Source organism: Paenibacillus sp. J31R98, assembly GCF_056269245.1.
The window spans coordinates 509,921-527,136 of the sequence record NZ_JBWDNO010000002.1 but is presented as its reverse complement, the minus strand read 5'-3'; the positions used below and the strand labels follow the sequence as shown (position 1 = coordinate 527,136).

Here is a 17,216-nt window from a genome sequence, read left to right as displayed (position 1 = left end):
GTATAGGGATATATATGGTTCCCATATATATCCCTTCTCTATGATTGGGGAGGGCTTGGGATGGCTCGGTATATAGGTGGTAAGTTTCTCAACATAATCGTTTCGCTGCTAATTCTAGCCACCGCGACCTTTTTCTTGATGAAGGCTGTCCCAGGGGACCCTTTCACGCAAGAAAAAGCAATTCCGCCTGAAATTAAGGCGCAGATTATGGCACATTACGGTTTGGACAAGCCGGTTTGGCATCAATATTTGATTTATATGAAGAACTTGCTTCAATTTAATCTTGGCGAATCAATGAAGAGCTCGAATCGTACGGTTACAAGCATCATCACAGATTCATTCTCAACATCTTTCAAGGTTGGTATTATTGCGATAATCGTTTCCGTTATTATCGGGGTTTACCTCGGTATGATGTCTGCACTAAGACATAAGAAGTTTATCGATAATTTCTTTATGTTTATCGCGGTTCTTGGGATATCGATTCCAAGCTTCGTCGTCGGTGCGATGGTTCAATATTTCTTAGGCGTTAAATTCCAAATCTTTACCGTTGCAGGGCTGGAAGGACCGCTCGATTACGTGCTTCCGGTATTAGCGCTGTCAACGCTTCCAATTGCATTCATCGCGAGACTGACTCGCTCAACCATGCTCGAGGTACTGACCTCGGACTATATTCGAACTGCCAAAGCAAAAGGGCTTACGCCTCATGCTGTTCTGTGGCAGCACGGTTTGCGTAATGGTATTTTGCCGGTTGTCACTTATCTTGGACCGATGACAGCGAACGTTATCACAGGTTCCGTTGTTGTCGAACAGATCTTTGGTTTGCCTGGATTGGGTGCATATTTCGTCGAAAGTATTTCGAACCGGGATTACACACTCATCATGGGTATCACGATCTTCTATGCCGTCATCCTAATGGCAGCACGCTTCGTGACAGATATTCTTTACATTATCATTGATCCGCGTATCAAAATGAGCGGAGGTGTCGTTAAGAAATGAGCACTCAATTGAAAGATATTCAGCAAAACGACGTAGACGCGAAGTCCCTCTTCGAGAAACTTCCGCAGCGTCATAAAGAAGCTGAGATTATCACGGCAGAAAGCCGCTCGACTTTCCAGGAAAGCTGGGCGCGACTCCGCAAGAACAAGTATGCGATGACCGGGATGTATGTCCTGATTGTTATCATAATTTTGGCGATTGTTTGTCCGATGCTTTCTCCGTATAATACGTATACGAACGATCTGGACAACACCTATGCGCCACCATCTTGGAAGCATTGGTTCGGGACAGATAACCTCGGCCGTGATATGTTCACGCGTTCATGGCGCGGCGTTCAAATCTCGCTTATCGTTGGTTTTACAGCTGCGCTCATCGACTTAATCATCGGTGTAGCTTACGGCGGTATCATGGGCTTTGCTGGCAAGCGTCTCGGTAATGCGATGAACAAGTTTGCAGAAGTTCTGTATGCGATTCCGTACATGCTCGTCGTTATTTTGCTAGGCGTTGTCATGGGATCCGGCTTGTTCACGATCATTATGGCATTGTCGATTACAGGCTGGATTACGATGTCCTGGATCGTTCGCGGTCAGATTCTCCAGCTGAAGAACCAAGAATATGTGCTTGCGGCGCAATCAATGGGCGCAAGTGGCTCGCGTATTCTGTTCCGTCACTTAATTCCGAATACACTCGGACCGATCATCGTTACTGTAACGCTTTCGGTACCGTCTGCTATATTTACGGAAGCCTTCTTGAGCTTCTTGGGTCTAGGCGTTCAATCGCCGGATGCATCCCTTGGTTCATTAATCAGCGGTGCAATGTCTTCATGGACGCTGTACCCTTGGATTATGGCGATCCCGGCATCGCTGCTTTGTGTCACAATGATTGCATTCAATATTTTCGGTGATGGTCTGCAAGATGCATTCGATCCGAAGATGAAAAAATAAACAGCGCTGGGAAGTGAGCTTATGAGCAATCCGATTCTTAATATTTCTGATTTGCACATCTCGTTTCATGTGCGCGGTGGAGAGGTTCAGGCCGTTCGCGGTGTTAACTTGGAAGTTAACCGCGGCGAGTCTGTTGCGATTGTCGGCGAGTCCGGCAGCGGCAAGAGCGTAACGGCTCAATCCATTCTTCGTTTGATCCCAACGCCTCCGGGCGAGTACAAACAAGGCTCCATTACGTTTAAGGGCGAAGATTTGCTTGCAAAAACAGAGAAAGAAATGGAGTCCATCCGTGGTAAGGAGATCGGGATGATCTTCCAGGACCCAATGACATCTCTTAACCCTACGCTTACAGTAGGTCGTCAAATTACTGAAGTGCTGCTTAAGCACCAGAATATGAACTCTGCTGAAGCGACGAATCGGGCAGTTGAGTTGTTGAACTTAGTTGGTATTCCGAACGCTGCTGAGCGTGTGAAACAATATCCGCATCAATTCTCTGGCGGTATGCGCCAGCGCGTTATGATCGCAATTGCGCTCGCATGTAACCCGTCTCTTCTCATCGCGGACGAGCCGACAACAGCGCTTGACGTTACAATCCAAGCTCAGATCATGACGCTGATGAAAGAACTTCAACAGAAGACTGGGACGTCGATTATCCTGATCACGCATGACCTTGGTATCGTAGCGGATATGTGTGACCGAGTTGTCGTTATGTATGCAGGTAAAGTTGTTGAGACAGGTACGAAGCAAGAAATCTTCAAAAACCCGCAGCATCCATATACAAGAGGTCTGCTGCGTTCGCTTCCGCGTCTGGATCAGAAGAAGGACGAGCCGCTTGTTCCGATTATCGGAACACCGCCGGATATGTCTTCGCCGCCTAAAGGCTGCGCATTCTGCGCGCGTTGTGACGAAGCAATGCGTATTTGCGTAGATAACGATCCAGAGGCTTATGTACTGAGCGAAACGCAAACTGCGAAATGCTGGCTGCATGACTCGGCCCTTAAAGGGGGAGAGAGCGCATGAAAACGAACAACGAAGTGCTGGTTGAAGTCGATCAGCTGAAGAAATATTTTGACGTTGGCAATGGCAAGCTTCTAAAAGCGGTTAACGATCTTTCCTTCGGCATTCGTGAAGGCGAGACGCTCGGTATGGTTGGTGAGTCCGGTTGCGGTAAGTCTACTGCCGGCAGAACGATTCTTCGTTTGTATGAGCCAACGGCTGGCGCTGTTAGCTTCAAAGGACAGAACATCGTCAAAGCGAAAGGCTCGACTCTGAAGGCGCTACGCCGCGAAATGCAAATGATCTTCCAAGATCCATATGCATCGCTCAACCCGCGCTGGAAGGTTGAAGACCTGATCGCGGAGCCGATTGATATTCATGGCCTTGCAAATGGTTCGAAAGATCGCAAAATGCAAGTAGAACGTCTGCTTGACCGTGTAGGTCTTCGTTCGGAGCATGCAACGCGTTACCCGCATGAGTTCTCCGGCGGTCAGCGTCAGCGGATCGGGATTGCCCGCGCGCTTGCGGTTAATCCGAAGTTTATCGTCTGTGACGAGCCGATCTCGGCGCTTGACGTATCCATTCAGGCACAAGTGGTTAACTTGCTGCAAGATTTGCAGCGTGATTTGGGTCTAACGTACCTCTTCATTGCGCATGACCTTGCGATGGTTAAGCATATCAGTGACCGCGTTGCGGTTATGTACTTGGGTAAAATGGTCGAGCTTGCAGAAAGCGAAGAGCTCTATGCAAATCCGAAGCACCCGTACACCAAAGCGCTTATGTCTGCGATTCCGGTTCCGGATCCAGATGTAGAAGAATCCAAAGAACGTATCGTGTTGACTGGCGATCTGCCAAGCCCGATCAACCCGCCAAGCGGCTGTCAATTCCGTACACGCTGTCCGTTTGCGACAGAGAAATGTGCGAATGAAGTGCCGCTCTTCCGCGAAGTTGAGCCTAATCACTGGGCTGCTTGCCATTATGCATAATTCGTATGAATAAGAGAAGGACGTCTCGCGAATATACGCGAAACGTCCTTCTTTGTGTGTTTAGAGGATGCGTTCACCGAGGAGAGAGCCGATGAGCTCGACGGCTAGCCTGGCTGTTCTCCCGCTTGGGTCAAGCGAAGGGTTCACTTCTACAAGATCGGCGGAGGTGACTCGCCCGCAATCATACAGCATTTCCATCGCGAGATGCGCTTCGCGGTAGTTCAATCCGCCCCGGACCGGAGTCCCGGTTCCCGGTGCTTCACCCGGGTCGACGCTATCGATGTCGAAGCTGACATGAATGCCTTCGGAGCCATATGAGGCAATCGCGATTGCGCGTTCCATGACACGGGCCATGCCGATCCGGTCAATGTCATGCATGGTAAAGCAGCTGATGCCGCTGGCGTATATATTCCGCTTCTCGCCTTCATCCAGCTCACGGCTGCCGACGAGGACGACGCGCTTGGATTGCAGCTTCGGGTTCGCGCCGCACAAATTCGTGAAGCGCGAGTCGCCAAGGCCGAGACTGGCTGCGAGCGCCATACCATGTAAATTGCCGGATGGCGTTGTCTTAGGCGTGTTCATATCGGCATGCGCATCGATCCAGATCACTCCGAGCTGCTGAATATGCTGAGTGAGACCAGCGATCGTACCGATTGAGATACTATGATCACCGCCAATCGTCAGCGGAAATGCGCCGCTCTTTGCAATACCCAGGACCAATTCGGCAACGTCCTCGTTCATCGTCTGTACGCGGCCCCAGTTGCGCATCCTTTCCATGGAACGGCGATCCTTCGATAGCTTCTGCCATTCGAGTGGAGGAAGCAGCGTAACAGCCCTTTTTAGCAGTTTGAGCTTTTCAAGTAGTCCGGCCTGCAGGACAGCTTGCGGACCGCCGTCTGCACCGGGACGGCTCGCTCCGTGATGGAACGGTACGCGAAGGATAGTGACCGGCTGCCGATGTTTGCTCATGTGGGATTTCCCTCCTTTTGCCTGAAGCTGCAGGCTTGCGATCTGTTTGCTTATATATAGGCGCCAAGATGGGAGGTCATGACAAACGAGCATGTGAATCCTTTAACACGAACGAGAAATTGTGTTACGATATGATTTAGAGTTTAGAGTTAGGCAAGCGGAATGAAAGGGGCTTTGAACAGCTTTGAGAGTAATTGCAGGATCGGCGAAAGGCCGGTCTTTAAAAGCGGTGCCGGGCAAGAATACAAGACCGACCACCGATAAAGTAAAAGAAGCCATATTCAGCATGATCGGTCCGTTCTTCGATGGCGGTATGGTGCTCGACCTGTTCGCTGGTACCGGCGGACTGGGTATTGAGTCGCTGAGCAGGGGGATGGAGCGCGGGGTTTTCGTAGATCTCGACGGCGGCAGCATTGAAGTGATCAAACATAATGTTCAAGCTGCGCGCGTAGCGGACAACGCGGAGATTTACCGGACAGAAGCGCTGCGAGCGTTGAAAGCGCTGGCGAAGCGCGGTCTGCGGTTCGAGCTTGTTTTTCTGGATCCGCCGTATCGGATGAAGGAGATGGACGCGCTAATGGGAGAGCTGGCTGAGCGAAGCTTGCTGGCGCCTCGCGCGAAAATTGTCGTCGAGCATGACGCCGAGCACATCTACCCGGAGTCGATAGAAGGCTTCGTTCAGATGAAACGTTCGCAATATGGCGATACCGCAGTGACGATCTACCGTTACTCGCAAGATGGAGAACAGCAAAGTGAAGAGAATGAAGAAAGTGATGGCGAATAAAGCCAACTGTACATATGGAGGCTAATAACATGACAGCAACAACGAGATTACCCGGGCAGAAAGTAGCTGTATATCCGGGCAGCTTCGATCCGGTTACGAACGGACATTTGGATATCATCCGCCGCGCTGCCAAACAATTCGATCATTTGATCGTTGCGGTGCTCAACAACACAAGCAAGAACCCTCTCTTCTCGGTAGAGGAGCGCAAGGAGCTGCTTGCGGAAGTGACGAAGGATCTGCCGAATGTGACGATTGATAGCTTTCGCGATCTGCTCGTCAATTTCATCCGATCCAAAGACGCGCATGTCATCGTCAGAGGCATTCGATCGGTTACGGATTTCGAGTATGAGCTGCAGATGGCTTCAACGAACCATCAGCTCGATGGCGAGATTGAGACTATCTTCATGATGACGAATCCGAAGTACTCGTACCTAAGTTCAAGCATTGTAAAAGAGATTGCGCGCTTCAAAGGGAAAGTGACGGATCTCGTCCCTCCTGTAGTGGCGGAAGAGCTCGTTAAGAAGTACACGGACCGTCCATAACGGCGCTCGTGGCGGACTTAACGGGTCGCTTTTGGTCGCGAGACTGCGGCTAGTGCTGCGGAGATTACGACGAGAGCAGATACGGCGACGAAGAAGCTGAAAAGCATAACAGGCGTATAGGGCCACAGGGAATGCAGATCGCTAGCGCGAATCGCAGCAGCCGTGGCGGCGCCTGTTTTTTCTGTTTGCGTAAAAGCAGGGGCAGCAGAAGGGATGATGGCTTGCATCAGCTTGCCGGCAGGCTTCCAGGCGAGCAGCGTGAGGAAGAAGGCGAGCAGGCTCTGTACAAGCCGCGACGCTGCAAGTCGTGCGAGCGATAAACCGGATCCGGTGAGCATGCTTCCGGCTTGCAGGAGAGCGCTGAGGCCGGTCCAGCTCAGCACAGCTGCGGAGCATGCGGCAATCCACGGGATACCGCCGGCGAAATTCGTCTTCGCCGCGGCGTAGACACCGATGTGGCTCTCCAGAAATGCGGGAAGCAAGAAGGCAGGAATCCTCTCCGGCATGAGCGGCTGCAAGAGGCGAACGAGAACGGCTGCGAAGATCATGAAGCCGCCGATAGCCATTAGCTTGTAGACGGAGACGACGACTGCGTCGCCGAGCGCTTTGCCGAATGAGCGGCCGTCGCGCTTGCTGGCTGCTTGCATCGCTGAAGAGGCGCGGAGCAGCAGGGAAGGCGGCGGCGGTTCTTTTTTGACGGGAGCGGATGAAGAGGCGGGGGAGAAATGTGCTGCAAGGAACGAAGTCAGTAAAGCCGAGAGCCACACAGCTGCTGCAATCACGACGCCTAGCTCCGGGCGTTGAAGGAAGCCGGAGCCGACGACGAGCAGCATAAACAGCGGACTGGGCATATGCGATAGCGCAAGCAGACGCTGGCCTTCAGCAATCGTCACAAGCTTGCTGCGGCGAAGGGACGCGACGGCTTCTGCGCCAAGCGGGAAGCCGCCTGTCCAGCCGAGCGCCACTGCGATACCGGATTCGCCTGGCAGGCGGAATAGCCGCCGCATGAGCGGGTGGAGCAGTGCGCCGAGGGCGTGGACAGCGCCGAAAGTGAGCATGAGTTCAAGCAAAGTGAGAAAGGGAAGAAGTCCAGGGAATACGATATTCCACCAAATGGTCAATCCCTGCAAGGAAGCTTGAAAAGCGTCGTCCGGGCGCGTGATGATGGCAGCGACGAGCAGGATAGATAAACAAGCATACATAATGGTGCGCGTCATAAAACTCACTCCATTGCAGATATAGTGGGGGATGATTATCTCTCAAATCATCATAAACAGAGCCACTATATTGTTACGCTTGTCTACATCCAGTTAGACCAAGCTGAGCGCTAACTAACTATTCAGCTAAGCTAGCCAATCGTTATGGGCTTCTCATAGTAGTCGCGGAACAGATCGCGAGGCGATGCATCGGGCCATCCTAGGGCATAGATGGAAGTCGCTTGGACATCGAGCGTCAAGTAGGGATCTTCCTTCTGTGTTCGTGCGGCGCTGGTCAAGATCGGCAGCTTCGCAGTCTTGCGCATTCGCCCCAGCAGCTCTTGACCTCGTTTCGTAAAGCCGAGCACGCGTATGTATTGAACACCGTCGCGAAGCCTGTCGCGAGACAATAATTCCTTCGAGTGTCCAAGGAGTACGGCTAGCAAGGCGCGCTGCAGCTTCGTGCGCGTATAGCGCTTCGTCTTCAGCTTGTCCAGCAACGACTCGAAACGAAGTGCCTCTAGCTCGGGCAGCATCCGCTTGATCCGGTATTCAAGCCCTTCGCTTATCTCATGATACCGCTCAAGCGCTTCTGCAGGCTCGCTCACGAGCTTATGGAACAATGCCGACTCATACTGTGCCCAGCTGTTCTGGGCGCGTCCGAGCGCATTGTCGCGCAGCAGCAGCTCTAGCGTTGAGGCGGGCACATATGGCGCAGCGTCTGCGGGGGTTCCCGCATCGCCCAAGACAAGGCCGCGAATCGCGGTTGCACTCGCGATCTGCGCATCGGTGATGCTCGTCTGCGAGTAGCCGGCTTTCTCGCGGCGCACCGTGAACGGCTCAATCGCGCTGCCTAGCCGCTCCAGCGCGAGCAAATAATGCAGTCCAAGCGTATTGTTGGGCTGTGCAAGCGGGAACGCGGCGGCTTCCTCATCGCCCGCGTCCAGCATGAAGCGGCGGACGGCTTCGCTATATGCAGCCGGATAGCTCGCGCCGCCGCTGAGGCAATCCGCCATGAGCCCCTCAAATGCCGCGGGCTCATGCGCGAGCTGCTGGGCAACCCGGCGCAGCGGCCAGATATCGCCGGCCTCGCTGCCGAAGCAGAGCGCGTCCACGACGCCTGTCGCTTCCAGCAGCGCCACGGCGCCGTAGCCGAACCATTCCGCCGCCTGCGTCGAATAGGCGACGGGCAGCTCAATGACAACGTCGCAGCCGCCGCGCAGCGCCATCTCGGCGCGCGTCCATTTATTCAGCAACGCCGGCTCCCCGCGCTGCAGGAAGTGGCCGCTCATCACGGCGATGACCGCATCGCTGTCCGTTATTTTGAGCGATTGCTGCAAATGATAGTGATGACCGTTATGAAATGGGTTATACTCGACAATAAGCCCGACTGTCCGCATCGTGTTTCCTCCAAAAGTAGGATATGTAAGCACAAAATGGTTTGCTCTTTCTCTTTGAAGTGTTGATCGTTTTTGCTTTTGTTATAATATCATGCCGTGAAAATGTTGACAAAACGATTCAATAGTCGATATAATAAACTTTGTTTGTTTGGAGTGATAGTATGGAGATTAATGTTCGAGAATTAGCAGCCAAGGGACTGAAACTTTCTTATCAAGAAAGCTTAGACACTGAATGGCTGAAGCAAGTTCGTAAAGACATCATCAGTACGAGCCCGATGGCAGTCAACATGACCACATGGGGTGAAGACGGTGTTGCCCATGTGGAGGGTGAGCTGTCCGCCGATGCTGAGCTTGCGTGCTCACGGTGTTTGGAGTCGACACACTCGCATGTTGTCGTTCCTTTTCATGAGCGTTTCAAGCCAGAGTCGAAGCTAATTGGCGATGAAGAAGAAGCTATCATTCCAGTGGAGGAAGACAAGCTCGAGCTGGATCCATTTCTTGAAGAAATGCTTATGCTCGCGCTGCCTTTTGTGCCGCTTTGTAAAGAAGATTGCAAAGGTCTTTGCCACTCCTGTGGCAAGAACTTGAATGAGCAAAGTTGCGGTTGTGAAACAGATCCTATTGATCCAAGACTCGCCGCCTTGAAAGATTTTTTTAACAAAGGGGATTAAGCTCTGGAGGATATCCTTGCTTAATACTCGAGGATGCATTACAATCATGCATCTGTGCCGAATTCTGTTAAGGAGGTGGGAAACATGGCAGTACCACAACGTAGAACGTCCAAAACACGTCGTGACAAACGTCGCACGCATTTCAAACTGGCGGTGCCAGGTATGGTGAAATGTGAGCAATGCGGAGAGTTGAAATTGTCTCACCGTGTGTGTAAAGTTTGCGGAACATACAAAGCAAGAGAGATCATCAAGCAATAGTTTTAAGTTGATAATAGTACTTCATCCTAGGGTGAAGTGCTATTTTTTTATTCTTACTTTCAACTGATAAAAATCAGCCGCCAGCCAGCATCCTTATTCGTAATTAGGCGACTGAATATTGCGCGATGACGTTTTCTTCTATATACTATTAGTACCTGGTTATAATAGCTGATTGTAACGGTGTATGAAGATAAGCAGAGGTACATACTTAGATCATTAGGCAAAGGTGGTGCGGACCATCGAACGTCTTCCGAAGAAACAAAGACACCAGCTGCTGATAAGTTTGATTGAGGACAATCCGTTCATTACGGATCAGGAGCTGACGCGTCAACTGAAGGTTAGTATTCAAACGGTGCGGCTTGATCGGCTAGAGCTCGGCATTCCCGAGCTGCGGGAACGAATGAAGTTAATGGCGGAACGTTCGTATGATCCTGTCCGATCATTGCCGCTTCACGAGATAATCGGGGATATTGTGGATTTGCAGCTGGATTCCAGCGGCATCTCGCTATTTGAAATTAAAGAAGAACATGTATTTTCAAGAACCGGCATTGCCCGCGGACATCATGTCTTTGCTCAAGCGAACTCACTCGCGGTTGCAGTAATTAACGATGAGATTGCTCTCACGGCAACTGCAGACATCAGGTTCGTTCGCTCCGTTAAGCTTGGAGAGAAATGCATTGCGAAAGCATACGTGCGTTCTGGCTCCGGCGGCCGCAGCAAGGCGAAGGTTGAAGTTTGCTCTTACGTAGGCGATGAGATGGTGTTTCAAGGCCATTTCGTCATCTTCCGTTCCGCAGGCGAGCCGGTCATCGAGGGAGGAATGGAAGGTGCGGATCGCAATTGACGCGATGGGAGGCGACCATGCCCCTTCACTAATCGTGCAAGGCGCAGTCGAAGCAGCACTGGAGTGGCCGGAGCTCCGAATTATTCTTGTCGGGGATACGGCGCAGATTGAGAAGCATATTGGCGCGAAGAAGCCTTCCAATATTGAGATTGTTCATGCGGATGACGTCATCGGGCCTGAAGATGAGCCGGTAAAAGCTGTTCGCCGGAAGAAAAATTCCTCCATGGTTATGGCAGGACAGCTCGTGCGGGAAGGCCATGCGGAAGCGATGCTCTCTGCAGGCAATACTGGCGCGCTCATGACGACAGGACTGCTCGTCGTTGGACGTATGGAAGGCATGGAGCGTCCAGCTCTTGTGACCATGCTGCCGACGATGGATGATGTAGGTTGCCTCGCGCTGGACCTTGGTGCGAATATGGATGCGAAGCCGGAGCATTTGCTTCAGTACGCCATCATGGGAAGTATCTATCGCAGCAAAATGAACGGGATGGAGAAGCCCCGAGTTGGACTGCTTAATGTCGGTACTGAGGCGATGAAAGGGAATGAGCTGACGAAGGCGGCTTACGAGCTGCTGGAATCGGCGCCGATTAATTTCATTGGCAATGTGGAAGCGCGCGATGTGCTGCTCCGCAATTGCGACGTCCTTATCTGTGACGGTTTTGCCGGCAATATTATGCTGAAAGCGATGGAAGGTACGGCGGGGACGTTATTCAAGGCGATCCGCGGCGTATTCACGAGCAGCTTGCTGACGAAGCTTGCGGCGGCAATCGTCTTGCCGAAAATGAAGCAGCTTCGGGGCAAAATGGATTATACAGAGCATGGCGGAGCGCCGCTGCTTGGCGTTAACGGCCTCGTTGTCAAATGTCACGGCTCTTCAGATGTGAAAGCAGTCAAAAATGCTGTACGGCAAGCGAAATTAGCAATCGAAAGCAACTTAATTTCGTCAATCGCAGCGGAAATTAGCAGGAAGTGAGTGGGACTATGCAACTACATCCCGTAGGCATTCTCGGCACGGGCAAGTATGTGCCAGAGCGGATTTTGACGAATCAGGAATTGGAACAGATGGTCGAGACGAACGACGAGTGGATCGTGACGCGGACCGGCATGCGCGAGCGCCGGATTGCAGCTCCCGAGCAAGCGACGTCGGATCTTGCTCTGCATGCATCGCAAGCGGCTTTGAAAGCAGCTGGCATTACCGCAGAGGATCTTGATCTGATCATTGTAGCTACGATTACACCGGATATGTTCTTCCCGTCGACGGCTTGCTTGCTGCAGGAGAAGCTTGGTGCGAAGAAGTCGGCAGCGTTCGACTTGTCCGCAGCATGTTCGGGCTTCATCTACGGTCTGGCAACAGCTTCGAACATGATTGCAACTGGCATGTATAAGCATGTGCTCGTAGTCGGCGCGGAGACCTTGTCCCGCATCACAGATTACACGGATCGCAACACATGCATCCTGTTCGGCGATGGCGCAGGCGCAGTAGTGCTTGGTCAAGTTCCGGAAGGCCGCGGTTTCCAATCGTTCGAGCTTGGCGCTGACGGCGCAGGCGGCGAGCTATTGAAAGTGTGCGCAGGCGGTTCGCGAATGCCTTCTTCGCCGGAGAGCATCGAGAACAAACATCACTTCATCTATATGGCAGGCAACGAAGTGTACAAATTCGCGGTTCGCATCATGGGCAATGCCGCTGAAGAAGCGCTTCGCAAGGCGGGTATGGATAAAGGCGAGATCGATCTGCTGATTCCGCACCAAGCGAATATTCGTATCATCAATTCGGCAATCAACCGACTTGATCTGTCACCTGACAAATGTATGATTAACCTTGATAAATACGGCAATGTGTCGGCAGCATCCATTCCGATTGCATTGGCAGAAGCTGTTGAGCAGAACCGCGTCAAGGAAGGCGATAAGCTGGTTATGGTCGGCTTCGGCGGCGGATTGACTTGGGGCGCATCCGTACTCATTTGGTAATTTATTCTTTCATTATATAGGGTTCGATATTAGTCCGTTCGGAGGTGCAATGGTTTGAGCAAAATCGCTTTTGTATTTCCAGGCCAAGGGGCACAAGCCGTTGGCATGGGTAAAGATGTTTATGAAGCTGTAGATGCTTCGCGCGCGATCATTGACGCGGCGGACAAAGCACTCGGCTTTGCGCTTAGCGATATTATCTTTAACGGTCCTGAAGAGAAGCTGAAGCAGACGGCCAACACGCAGCCGGCGTTGCTGACTGTAAGCATCGCTCTTCTGGAAGCTTTGAAGGACCGCGGCCTCAAGCCGGACTTCGTCGCAGGCCATAGCCTTGGCGAATACAGCGCTCTAGTAGCAGCTGGCTCGTTATCCTTTGAAGACGCAGTGCGCACCGTTCGTGCTCGCGGCGAATTCATGGAGCAAGCGGTGCCAAGCGGCCAAGGCGCAATGGCAGCTGTTCTCGGCGCAGAGCGCGAAGCACTCGCAGCTCTTTGCGCAAGTGTCTCTGCCGATGTAGGCTCAGTCGAGCTTGCAAACGTAAACTGCCCGGGCCAGATCGTAGTATCCGGCACAGCAGCAGGTGTTCAAGGCGTAGTCGAACGCGGCAAAGAAGCCGGCGCGAAACGCGTTATTCCATTGGAAGTGAGTGGACCCTTCCACTCCTCTCTTATGAAACCGGCAGCAGAGAAACTCGCAGAGGTTCTCGCTTCGGTTCAAGTGAACAACGCGGCGGTCCCAGTGATCGCGAACGTAACGGCGAAGCCTGTAACAGCAGCAGAGGAAATCCGCAACTTGCTCGCAGAGCAAGTGTATTCCCCAGTTCAATGGGAAGACAGCGTTAAGTATCTGATCGAGCAAGGCGTAGACACGTTTGTAGAGATCGGATCAGGCACTGTGTTAGCGGGCTTGATTAAGAAGATCGACAAGTCGGTTAATATCATCTCGATCAACAGCTTGGAAGCGCTGAAGGCAGTAGCTCTTTAGGCTTTTGTGTTTTAGGTTTTTAGCTTTTAGCGCCGCAGGAGCATGGTCTTGGTTTTTGTGCCGCAGGAGCGCAATGTTTTAGGTGCCGCAAGGCACAAGCCGGCGCAGGCGGCGACACTAACGCTGGCGGGGTATTCCGCCGGCCAAGAAGCCAGCCGAAGGCGCAGGCTGACCACCCGTTCTACCGTAAAGCGTGTCCCGTGAGGGACGAAAGCGAGCATCAGCACGCACCATCTCACCACGCGTCTCTGTAAAGCGCTACGTTACGATGTGTCCCGTAAGGGACAACAGGTAGCTAAACAACGCCAAACGTTAAGCGTGTCCCGCGAGGGACGAAAGTGAGGCCTAGCACCAAAGCCACAATCGCGAGCGCTTCTCTGTAGCACAGACGTTAGAGCTTTACGGGTGGGGCCCCAGTTATGAGGGGGACAAATGAAGGGTAATGAACCTTGGGGTCCCCCTAGTTAGGGGGATTTAGGGGGTACTTTAGAAAAAGGAGGCTGCTTTTATATGAATTTTGCTGATCTTTCTGGTAAAGTTGCCCTTGTCACGGGAGCATCCCGCGGCATAGGCCGCTCGATCGCCATCGCTCTCGCTGAAGCAGGCGCAGACGTTGCCATCAACTACTCCGGCAGCGAAGCAGCAGCAGCTGAGACCGCTCAAGCTATCGAAGCACTCGGCCGCCGCACGCTCGTGCTCAAAGCAAACGTCGGTAAAACTGATGAGTTCGACGGCATGGTCAAGCAGGTTGTCGAGACATTCGGCTCCATTGACATTCTCGTGAATAATGCGGGCATCACGCGTGACAATCTAATCATGCGCATGAAAGAAGAAGAGTTTGATCAAGTCATTGAGACGAATCTCAAAGGCGTATTCAATGGTATCAAAGCGGTAACTCGCCAAATGATGAAGCAGCGCTCAGGCCGCATCATTAATATTTCCTCCGTTGTCGGCGTTCTCGGCAATCCGGGGCAGGCTAACTACGTGGCAGCGAAGGCAGGCGTTATCGGCCTGACGAAGGCTTCAGCGCGCGAGCTGGCTTCCCGCGGGATTACAGTGAACTGCGTAGCGCCTGGTTTCATTCAGACGGATATGACCGACAAGCTGCCGCAGGAGACGCGCGAGAAGCTTGCAGCGGATATTCCGCTCGCAAGGCTTGGCAATCCTGAAGATATTGCAGCAGCTGTCCGGTTCCTGGCATCCGGCTCAGCAGCTTACATGACAGGCCAAACGATCCACGTAGACGGCGGCATGTACATGTAGAAAACGAGCCAAATAGCATTGCAGTGCGGAGTATGGCATTTTGCAATCAATTCTCGTATAATACCATGGAGGAGGTGAACCGGATGTCCGATGTATATGATCGTGTAAAGCGCATCGTTGTCGACCGCCTTGGCGTAGATGAATCGGAAGTGTCTCTCGAGGCTTCGTTTAAAGAAGATCTTGGAGCAGACTCTCTTGATGTCGTAGAACTCGTCATGGAACTGGAAGATGAGTTCGATATGGAAATCTCTGATGAAGATGCAGAGAAAATTACGAGTGTAGGGGAAGTTGTTAATTACATATCTTCTCTAGCTAAGTAAAGAACTGATAAGTCCCGCCCGTCAAAGCGGGACTTCTCTCCATATTCGAGGCATCAGCCATTATGAAAGCTGTAAGCGCATTAGCGTTTTTATAGATATCGTTAACCAATAGGGTTTCCAATCAGAGGTGAATCGTAATGAAACAGAGAGTAGTCGTTACGGGCATGGGAGTTATGACTTCGCTCGGTTCCGATTTAAATACGTTTTGGGGCAATTTGATGGAGGGCAAGTCCGGCGTTTCCGTTATTGATGCGTTTGACTTCTCCGAATACCCGACACGAATTGCTGCTGAAATCAAGAACTTCAATCCGGAGGATTACAATATCGACAAGAAAGAAGCGCGCCGCATGGACCGTTTCGTTCAATTCGCTGTTGTAGCCAGCCAACTGGCTGTGAAGGACGCTTCGCTTGATATCGGCAACAATGTCGATGCTGAGCGCATTGGCGTTATGATCGGCTCAGGTATCGGCGGTCTGGGCACGTGGGAAGACCAGCATAATATTTTGCTAGAGAAAGGTCCTAAACGTGTCAGCCCGTTCTTCATCCCGATGATGATCGCGAACATGGCTTCGGGTCAAGTGTCGATGGCGACAGGCGCGAAAGGCCCGAATAGCACGGCGGTAACTGCTTGTGCAACGGGTACTCACTCCATCGGCGACTCGTTCAAGATGATTCAGCGCGGCGATGCTGACATTATGATCTGCGGCGGTGCTGAAGCGACAATCCGTCCTACGGGGATGGCAGGCTTCTGTTCGATGCGCGCAATGTCAACACGCAATGATGAGCCAGCTAAGGCTTCTCGTCCATTCGACATCGATCGCGATGGTTTCGTAATGGGCGAAGGTTCCGGTGTACTTATTCTGGAATCGCTTGAGCATGCGCAGCAACGCGGTGCTCATATCTATGCGGAGATCATCGGCTATGGCATGAGCGGCGATGCGCATCACATGACAGAGCCTGACCCAGATGGCGCAGCGCGTTGCATGGTTAAGGCACTCCGTGATGGTGGCGTTGAGCCGACTCAGATCGACTATATCAATGCTCACGGCACATCAACACCAGTTGGTGACTTGTCTGAGACGACTGCAATCAAGAAGACGTTCGGAGAGCACGCATACAAGCTGGCAGTCAGTTCGACGAAGTCGATGACAGGCCACTTGCTTGGCGCTGCAGGCGGCGTAGAGGCAGTAATCCTTGGCCTTACGCTTCAGAATGGCATCATTGCGCCGACGATTAACCTTGATAATCCAGATCCTGAATGCGATCTCGATTATGTCCCTCATATACCGAGAGAAGCAGACGTGAAATACGCGTTGTCCAATTCGTTCGGTTTTGGCGGTCATAACGCTACGATCGTGATGAAAAAATATGAAGCATGATAAGTTTGAAGAGCTGCAGCAGCGTCTGCAGCTCCGATTTCGTACGGTGCGCCTGCTGAAGCAGGCGTTCACCCATACCTCTTATGTGAATGAGCATCGGCAAAGCGCGATGGAGCATAACGAGAGGCTTGAATTTCTGGGGGATGCGATTCTGCAGCTCACCGTATCGGAGTTTCTATACCGGTCGTTCCCAGAGAGGCCCGAAGGCCAGTTAACCCGAATGAGAGCTTCAATCGTATGCGAGCCCTCACTTGCACGTTTCGCAGAGATGCTGGATTTGGGATCGCATGTCCTGCTTGGGCGCGGCGAGGAGCAGCTAGGAGGAAGGCAGCGGCAGGCATTGCTCGCTGACTTGTTCGAAGCGTTCGTCGGCGCGATTTACTTGGATCAAGGACTTGAGATCGTCAGAGCTTTTCTTGCGACCCATATGTTCCCGCATATCGACAGCGATGGCGGCTTGCTCGTCAAGGACTTCAAATCGACGCTGCAAGAGAAAGCGCAGCATGCGAGTATGGGCCCGATCGAATATCGGATCATGGAAGAACGAGGTCCGGCACATGACCGTGAGTTCGTTGTAGAAGTGTACATCGGGGAGACGTCTTACGGCTCAGGAGCCGGCAGGACGAAGAAAGAGGCTGAGCAGCAGGCTGCAGCGGAAGCTTGGAGGAAGCTTGCTCAGTAATAAGGTTAAGCCAAAATTCTGGTGCCTCTGGTAACCG

19 protein-coding genes are annotated in these 17,216 nt (G+C 52.3%); 16 read left to right on the top strand and 3 right to left on the bottom strand.

Going from position 1 to position 17,216, the window contains the following annotated elements:
• The first annotated feature begins 60 nt into the window (after positions 1 to 60).
• The 4 genes from AC0YNX_RS10890 to AC0YNX_RS10875 are packed head-to-tail and all read left to right on the top strand — an operon-like array spanning position 61 to position 3,922.
• Positions 61 to 996, top strand: coding sequence for an ABC transporter permease (locus AC0YNX_RS10890; protein WP_475815702.1), 936 nt, complete (start codon positions 61 to 63; stop codon positions 994 to 996).
• Positions 993 to 1,940: an ABC transporter permease gene (locus AC0YNX_RS10885; RefSeq protein WP_475815701.1), complete on the top strand. Its 948-nt coding sequence runs from the start codon at positions 993 to 995 to the stop codon at positions 1,938 to 1,940. Before AC0YNX_RS10890 ends, AC0YNX_RS10885 begins: the two co-directional genes overlap by 4 nt.
• Positions 1,941 to 1,961: 21 nt before the next feature.
• Positions 1,962 to 2,960 carry an ABC transporter ATP-binding protein gene (locus AC0YNX_RS10880; RefSeq protein WP_475815700.1) on the top strand — a complete coding sequence of 333 codons (999 nt, stop codon included), beginning with the start codon at positions 1,962 to 1,964 and terminating at the stop codon, positions 2,958 to 2,960.
• On the top strand, positions 2,957 to 3,922 hold the full coding sequence (locus AC0YNX_RS10875) for an ABC transporter ATP-binding protein (RefSeq protein ID WP_475815699.1): 966 nt from the start codon (positions 2,957 to 2,959) through the stop codon (positions 3,920 to 3,922). Before AC0YNX_RS10880 ends, AC0YNX_RS10875 begins: the two co-directional genes overlap by 4 nt.
• A gap of 60 nt (positions 3,923 to 3,982) precedes the next feature.
• On the opposite strand, the gene rocF is transcribed toward AC0YNX_RS10875, so the two are convergent.
• On the bottom strand, positions 3,983 to 4,891 hold the full coding sequence (gene rocF / locus AC0YNX_RS10870) for an arginase (protein WP_475815698.1): 909 nt from the start codon (positions 4,889 to 4,891) through the stop codon (positions 3,983 to 3,985).
• Positions 4,892 to 5,075: 184 nt separating this feature from the next.
• Between rocF and rsmD the strand changes: the two genes are divergently transcribed.
• Both rsmD and coaD read left to right on the top strand, forming a co-directional pair.
• The gene (gene rsmD / locus AC0YNX_RS10865; protein WP_475815697.1) at positions 5,076 to 5,675 is read left to right on the top strand and encodes a 16S rRNA (guanine(966)-N(2))-methyltransferase RsmD; all 600 of its coding nucleotides are present in this window, start codon (positions 5,076 to 5,078) and stop codon (positions 5,673 to 5,675) included.
• A 29-nt stretch (positions 5,676 to 5,704) separates the two neighbouring features.
• On the top strand, positions 5,705 to 6,217 hold the full coding sequence (coaD, locus tag AC0YNX_RS10860; RefSeq protein WP_475815696.1) for a pantetheine-phosphate adenylyltransferase: 513 nt from the start codon (positions 5,705 to 5,707) through the stop codon (positions 6,215 to 6,217).
• Between the two features lie 17 nt (positions 6,218 to 6,234).
• On the opposite strand, the gene AC0YNX_RS10855 is transcribed toward coaD, so the two are convergent.
• Both AC0YNX_RS10855 and AC0YNX_RS10850 read right to left on the bottom strand, forming a co-directional pair.
• Positions 6,235 to 7,434, bottom strand: a complete 1,200-nt coding sequence (locus AC0YNX_RS10855; RefSeq protein WP_475815695.1) for a nucleoside recognition domain-containing protein — start codon at positions 7,432 to 7,434, stop codon at positions 6,235 to 6,237.
• A gap of 131 nt (positions 7,435 to 7,565) precedes the next feature.
• Complete coding sequence (locus AC0YNX_RS10850; protein WP_475815694.1) at positions 7,566 to 8,813, bottom strand: nucleotidyltransferase; 1,248 nt, start codon at positions 8,811 to 8,813, stop codon at positions 7,566 to 7,568.
• Positions 8,814 to 8,974: 161 nt separating this feature from the next.
• Between AC0YNX_RS10850 and AC0YNX_RS10845 the strand changes: the two genes are divergently transcribed.
• The 10 genes from AC0YNX_RS10845 to rnc all read left to right on the top strand — a co-directional run bounded on the left by AC0YNX_RS10845 (position 8,975) and on the right by rnc (position 17,179).
• On the top strand, positions 8,975 to 9,484 hold the full coding sequence (locus AC0YNX_RS10845) for a YceD family protein (RefSeq protein WP_475815693.1): 510 nt from the start codon (positions 8,975 to 8,977) through the stop codon (positions 9,482 to 9,484).
• An 84-nt stretch (positions 9,485 to 9,568) separates the two neighbouring features.
• Complete coding sequence (rpmF, locus tag AC0YNX_RS10840; protein WP_090574082.1) at positions 9,569 to 9,742, top strand: 50S ribosomal protein L32; 174 nt, start codon at positions 9,569 to 9,571, stop codon at positions 9,740 to 9,742.
• Between the two features lie 226 nt (positions 9,743 to 9,968).
• Entirely contained in the window at positions 9,969 to 10,586 is a 618-nt protein-coding gene (gene fapR, locus AC0YNX_RS10835) for a transcription factor FapR (RefSeq protein WP_475815692.1), read from the top strand.
• The gene (gene plsX / locus AC0YNX_RS10830; RefSeq protein WP_475815691.1) at positions 10,570 to 11,559 is read left to right on the top strand and encodes a phosphate acyltransferase PlsX; all 990 of its coding nucleotides are present in this window, start codon (positions 10,570 to 10,572) and stop codon (positions 11,557 to 11,559) included. Before fapR ends, plsX begins: the two co-directional genes overlap by 17 nt.
• Positions 11,560 to 11,567: 8 nt before the next feature.
• A complete protein-coding gene (locus AC0YNX_RS10825) occupies positions 11,568 to 12,554 on the top strand; it encodes a beta-ketoacyl-ACP synthase III (RefSeq protein WP_475815690.1) in 987 nt (328 codons plus the stop codon).
• A 54-nt stretch (positions 12,555 to 12,608) separates the two neighbouring features.
• Complete coding sequence (gene fabD / locus AC0YNX_RS10820) at positions 12,609 to 13,535, top strand: ACP S-malonyltransferase (protein WP_475815689.1); 927 nt, start codon at positions 12,609 to 12,611, stop codon at positions 13,533 to 13,535.
• A gap of 510 nt (positions 13,536 to 14,045) precedes the next feature.
• Positions 14,046 to 14,798 (top strand): 3-oxoacyl-[acyl-carrier-protein] reductase, encoded by a 753-nt coding sequence (fabG, locus tag AC0YNX_RS10815; protein WP_475815688.1) that lies wholly within the window; start codon positions 14,046 to 14,048, stop codon positions 14,796 to 14,798.
• A gap of 83 nt (positions 14,799 to 14,881) precedes the next feature.
• Entirely contained in the window at positions 14,882 to 15,118 is a 237-nt protein-coding gene (acpP, locus tag AC0YNX_RS10810; protein WP_090574087.1) for an acyl carrier protein, read from the top strand.
• Between the two features lie 137 nt (positions 15,119 to 15,255).
• Positions 15,256 to 16,497, top strand: a complete 1,242-nt coding sequence (gene fabF, locus AC0YNX_RS10805; RefSeq protein WP_475815687.1) for a beta-ketoacyl-ACP synthase II — start codon at positions 15,256 to 15,258, stop codon at positions 16,495 to 16,497.
• Positions 16,487 to 17,179, top strand: coding sequence for a ribonuclease III (rnc, locus tag AC0YNX_RS10800; RefSeq protein WP_475815686.1), 693 nt, complete (start codon positions 16,487 to 16,489; stop codon positions 17,177 to 17,179). The genes fabF and rnc overlap by 11 nt, the downstream gene beginning before the upstream one ends.
• Positions 17,180 to 17,216: the final 37 nt, after the last annotated feature.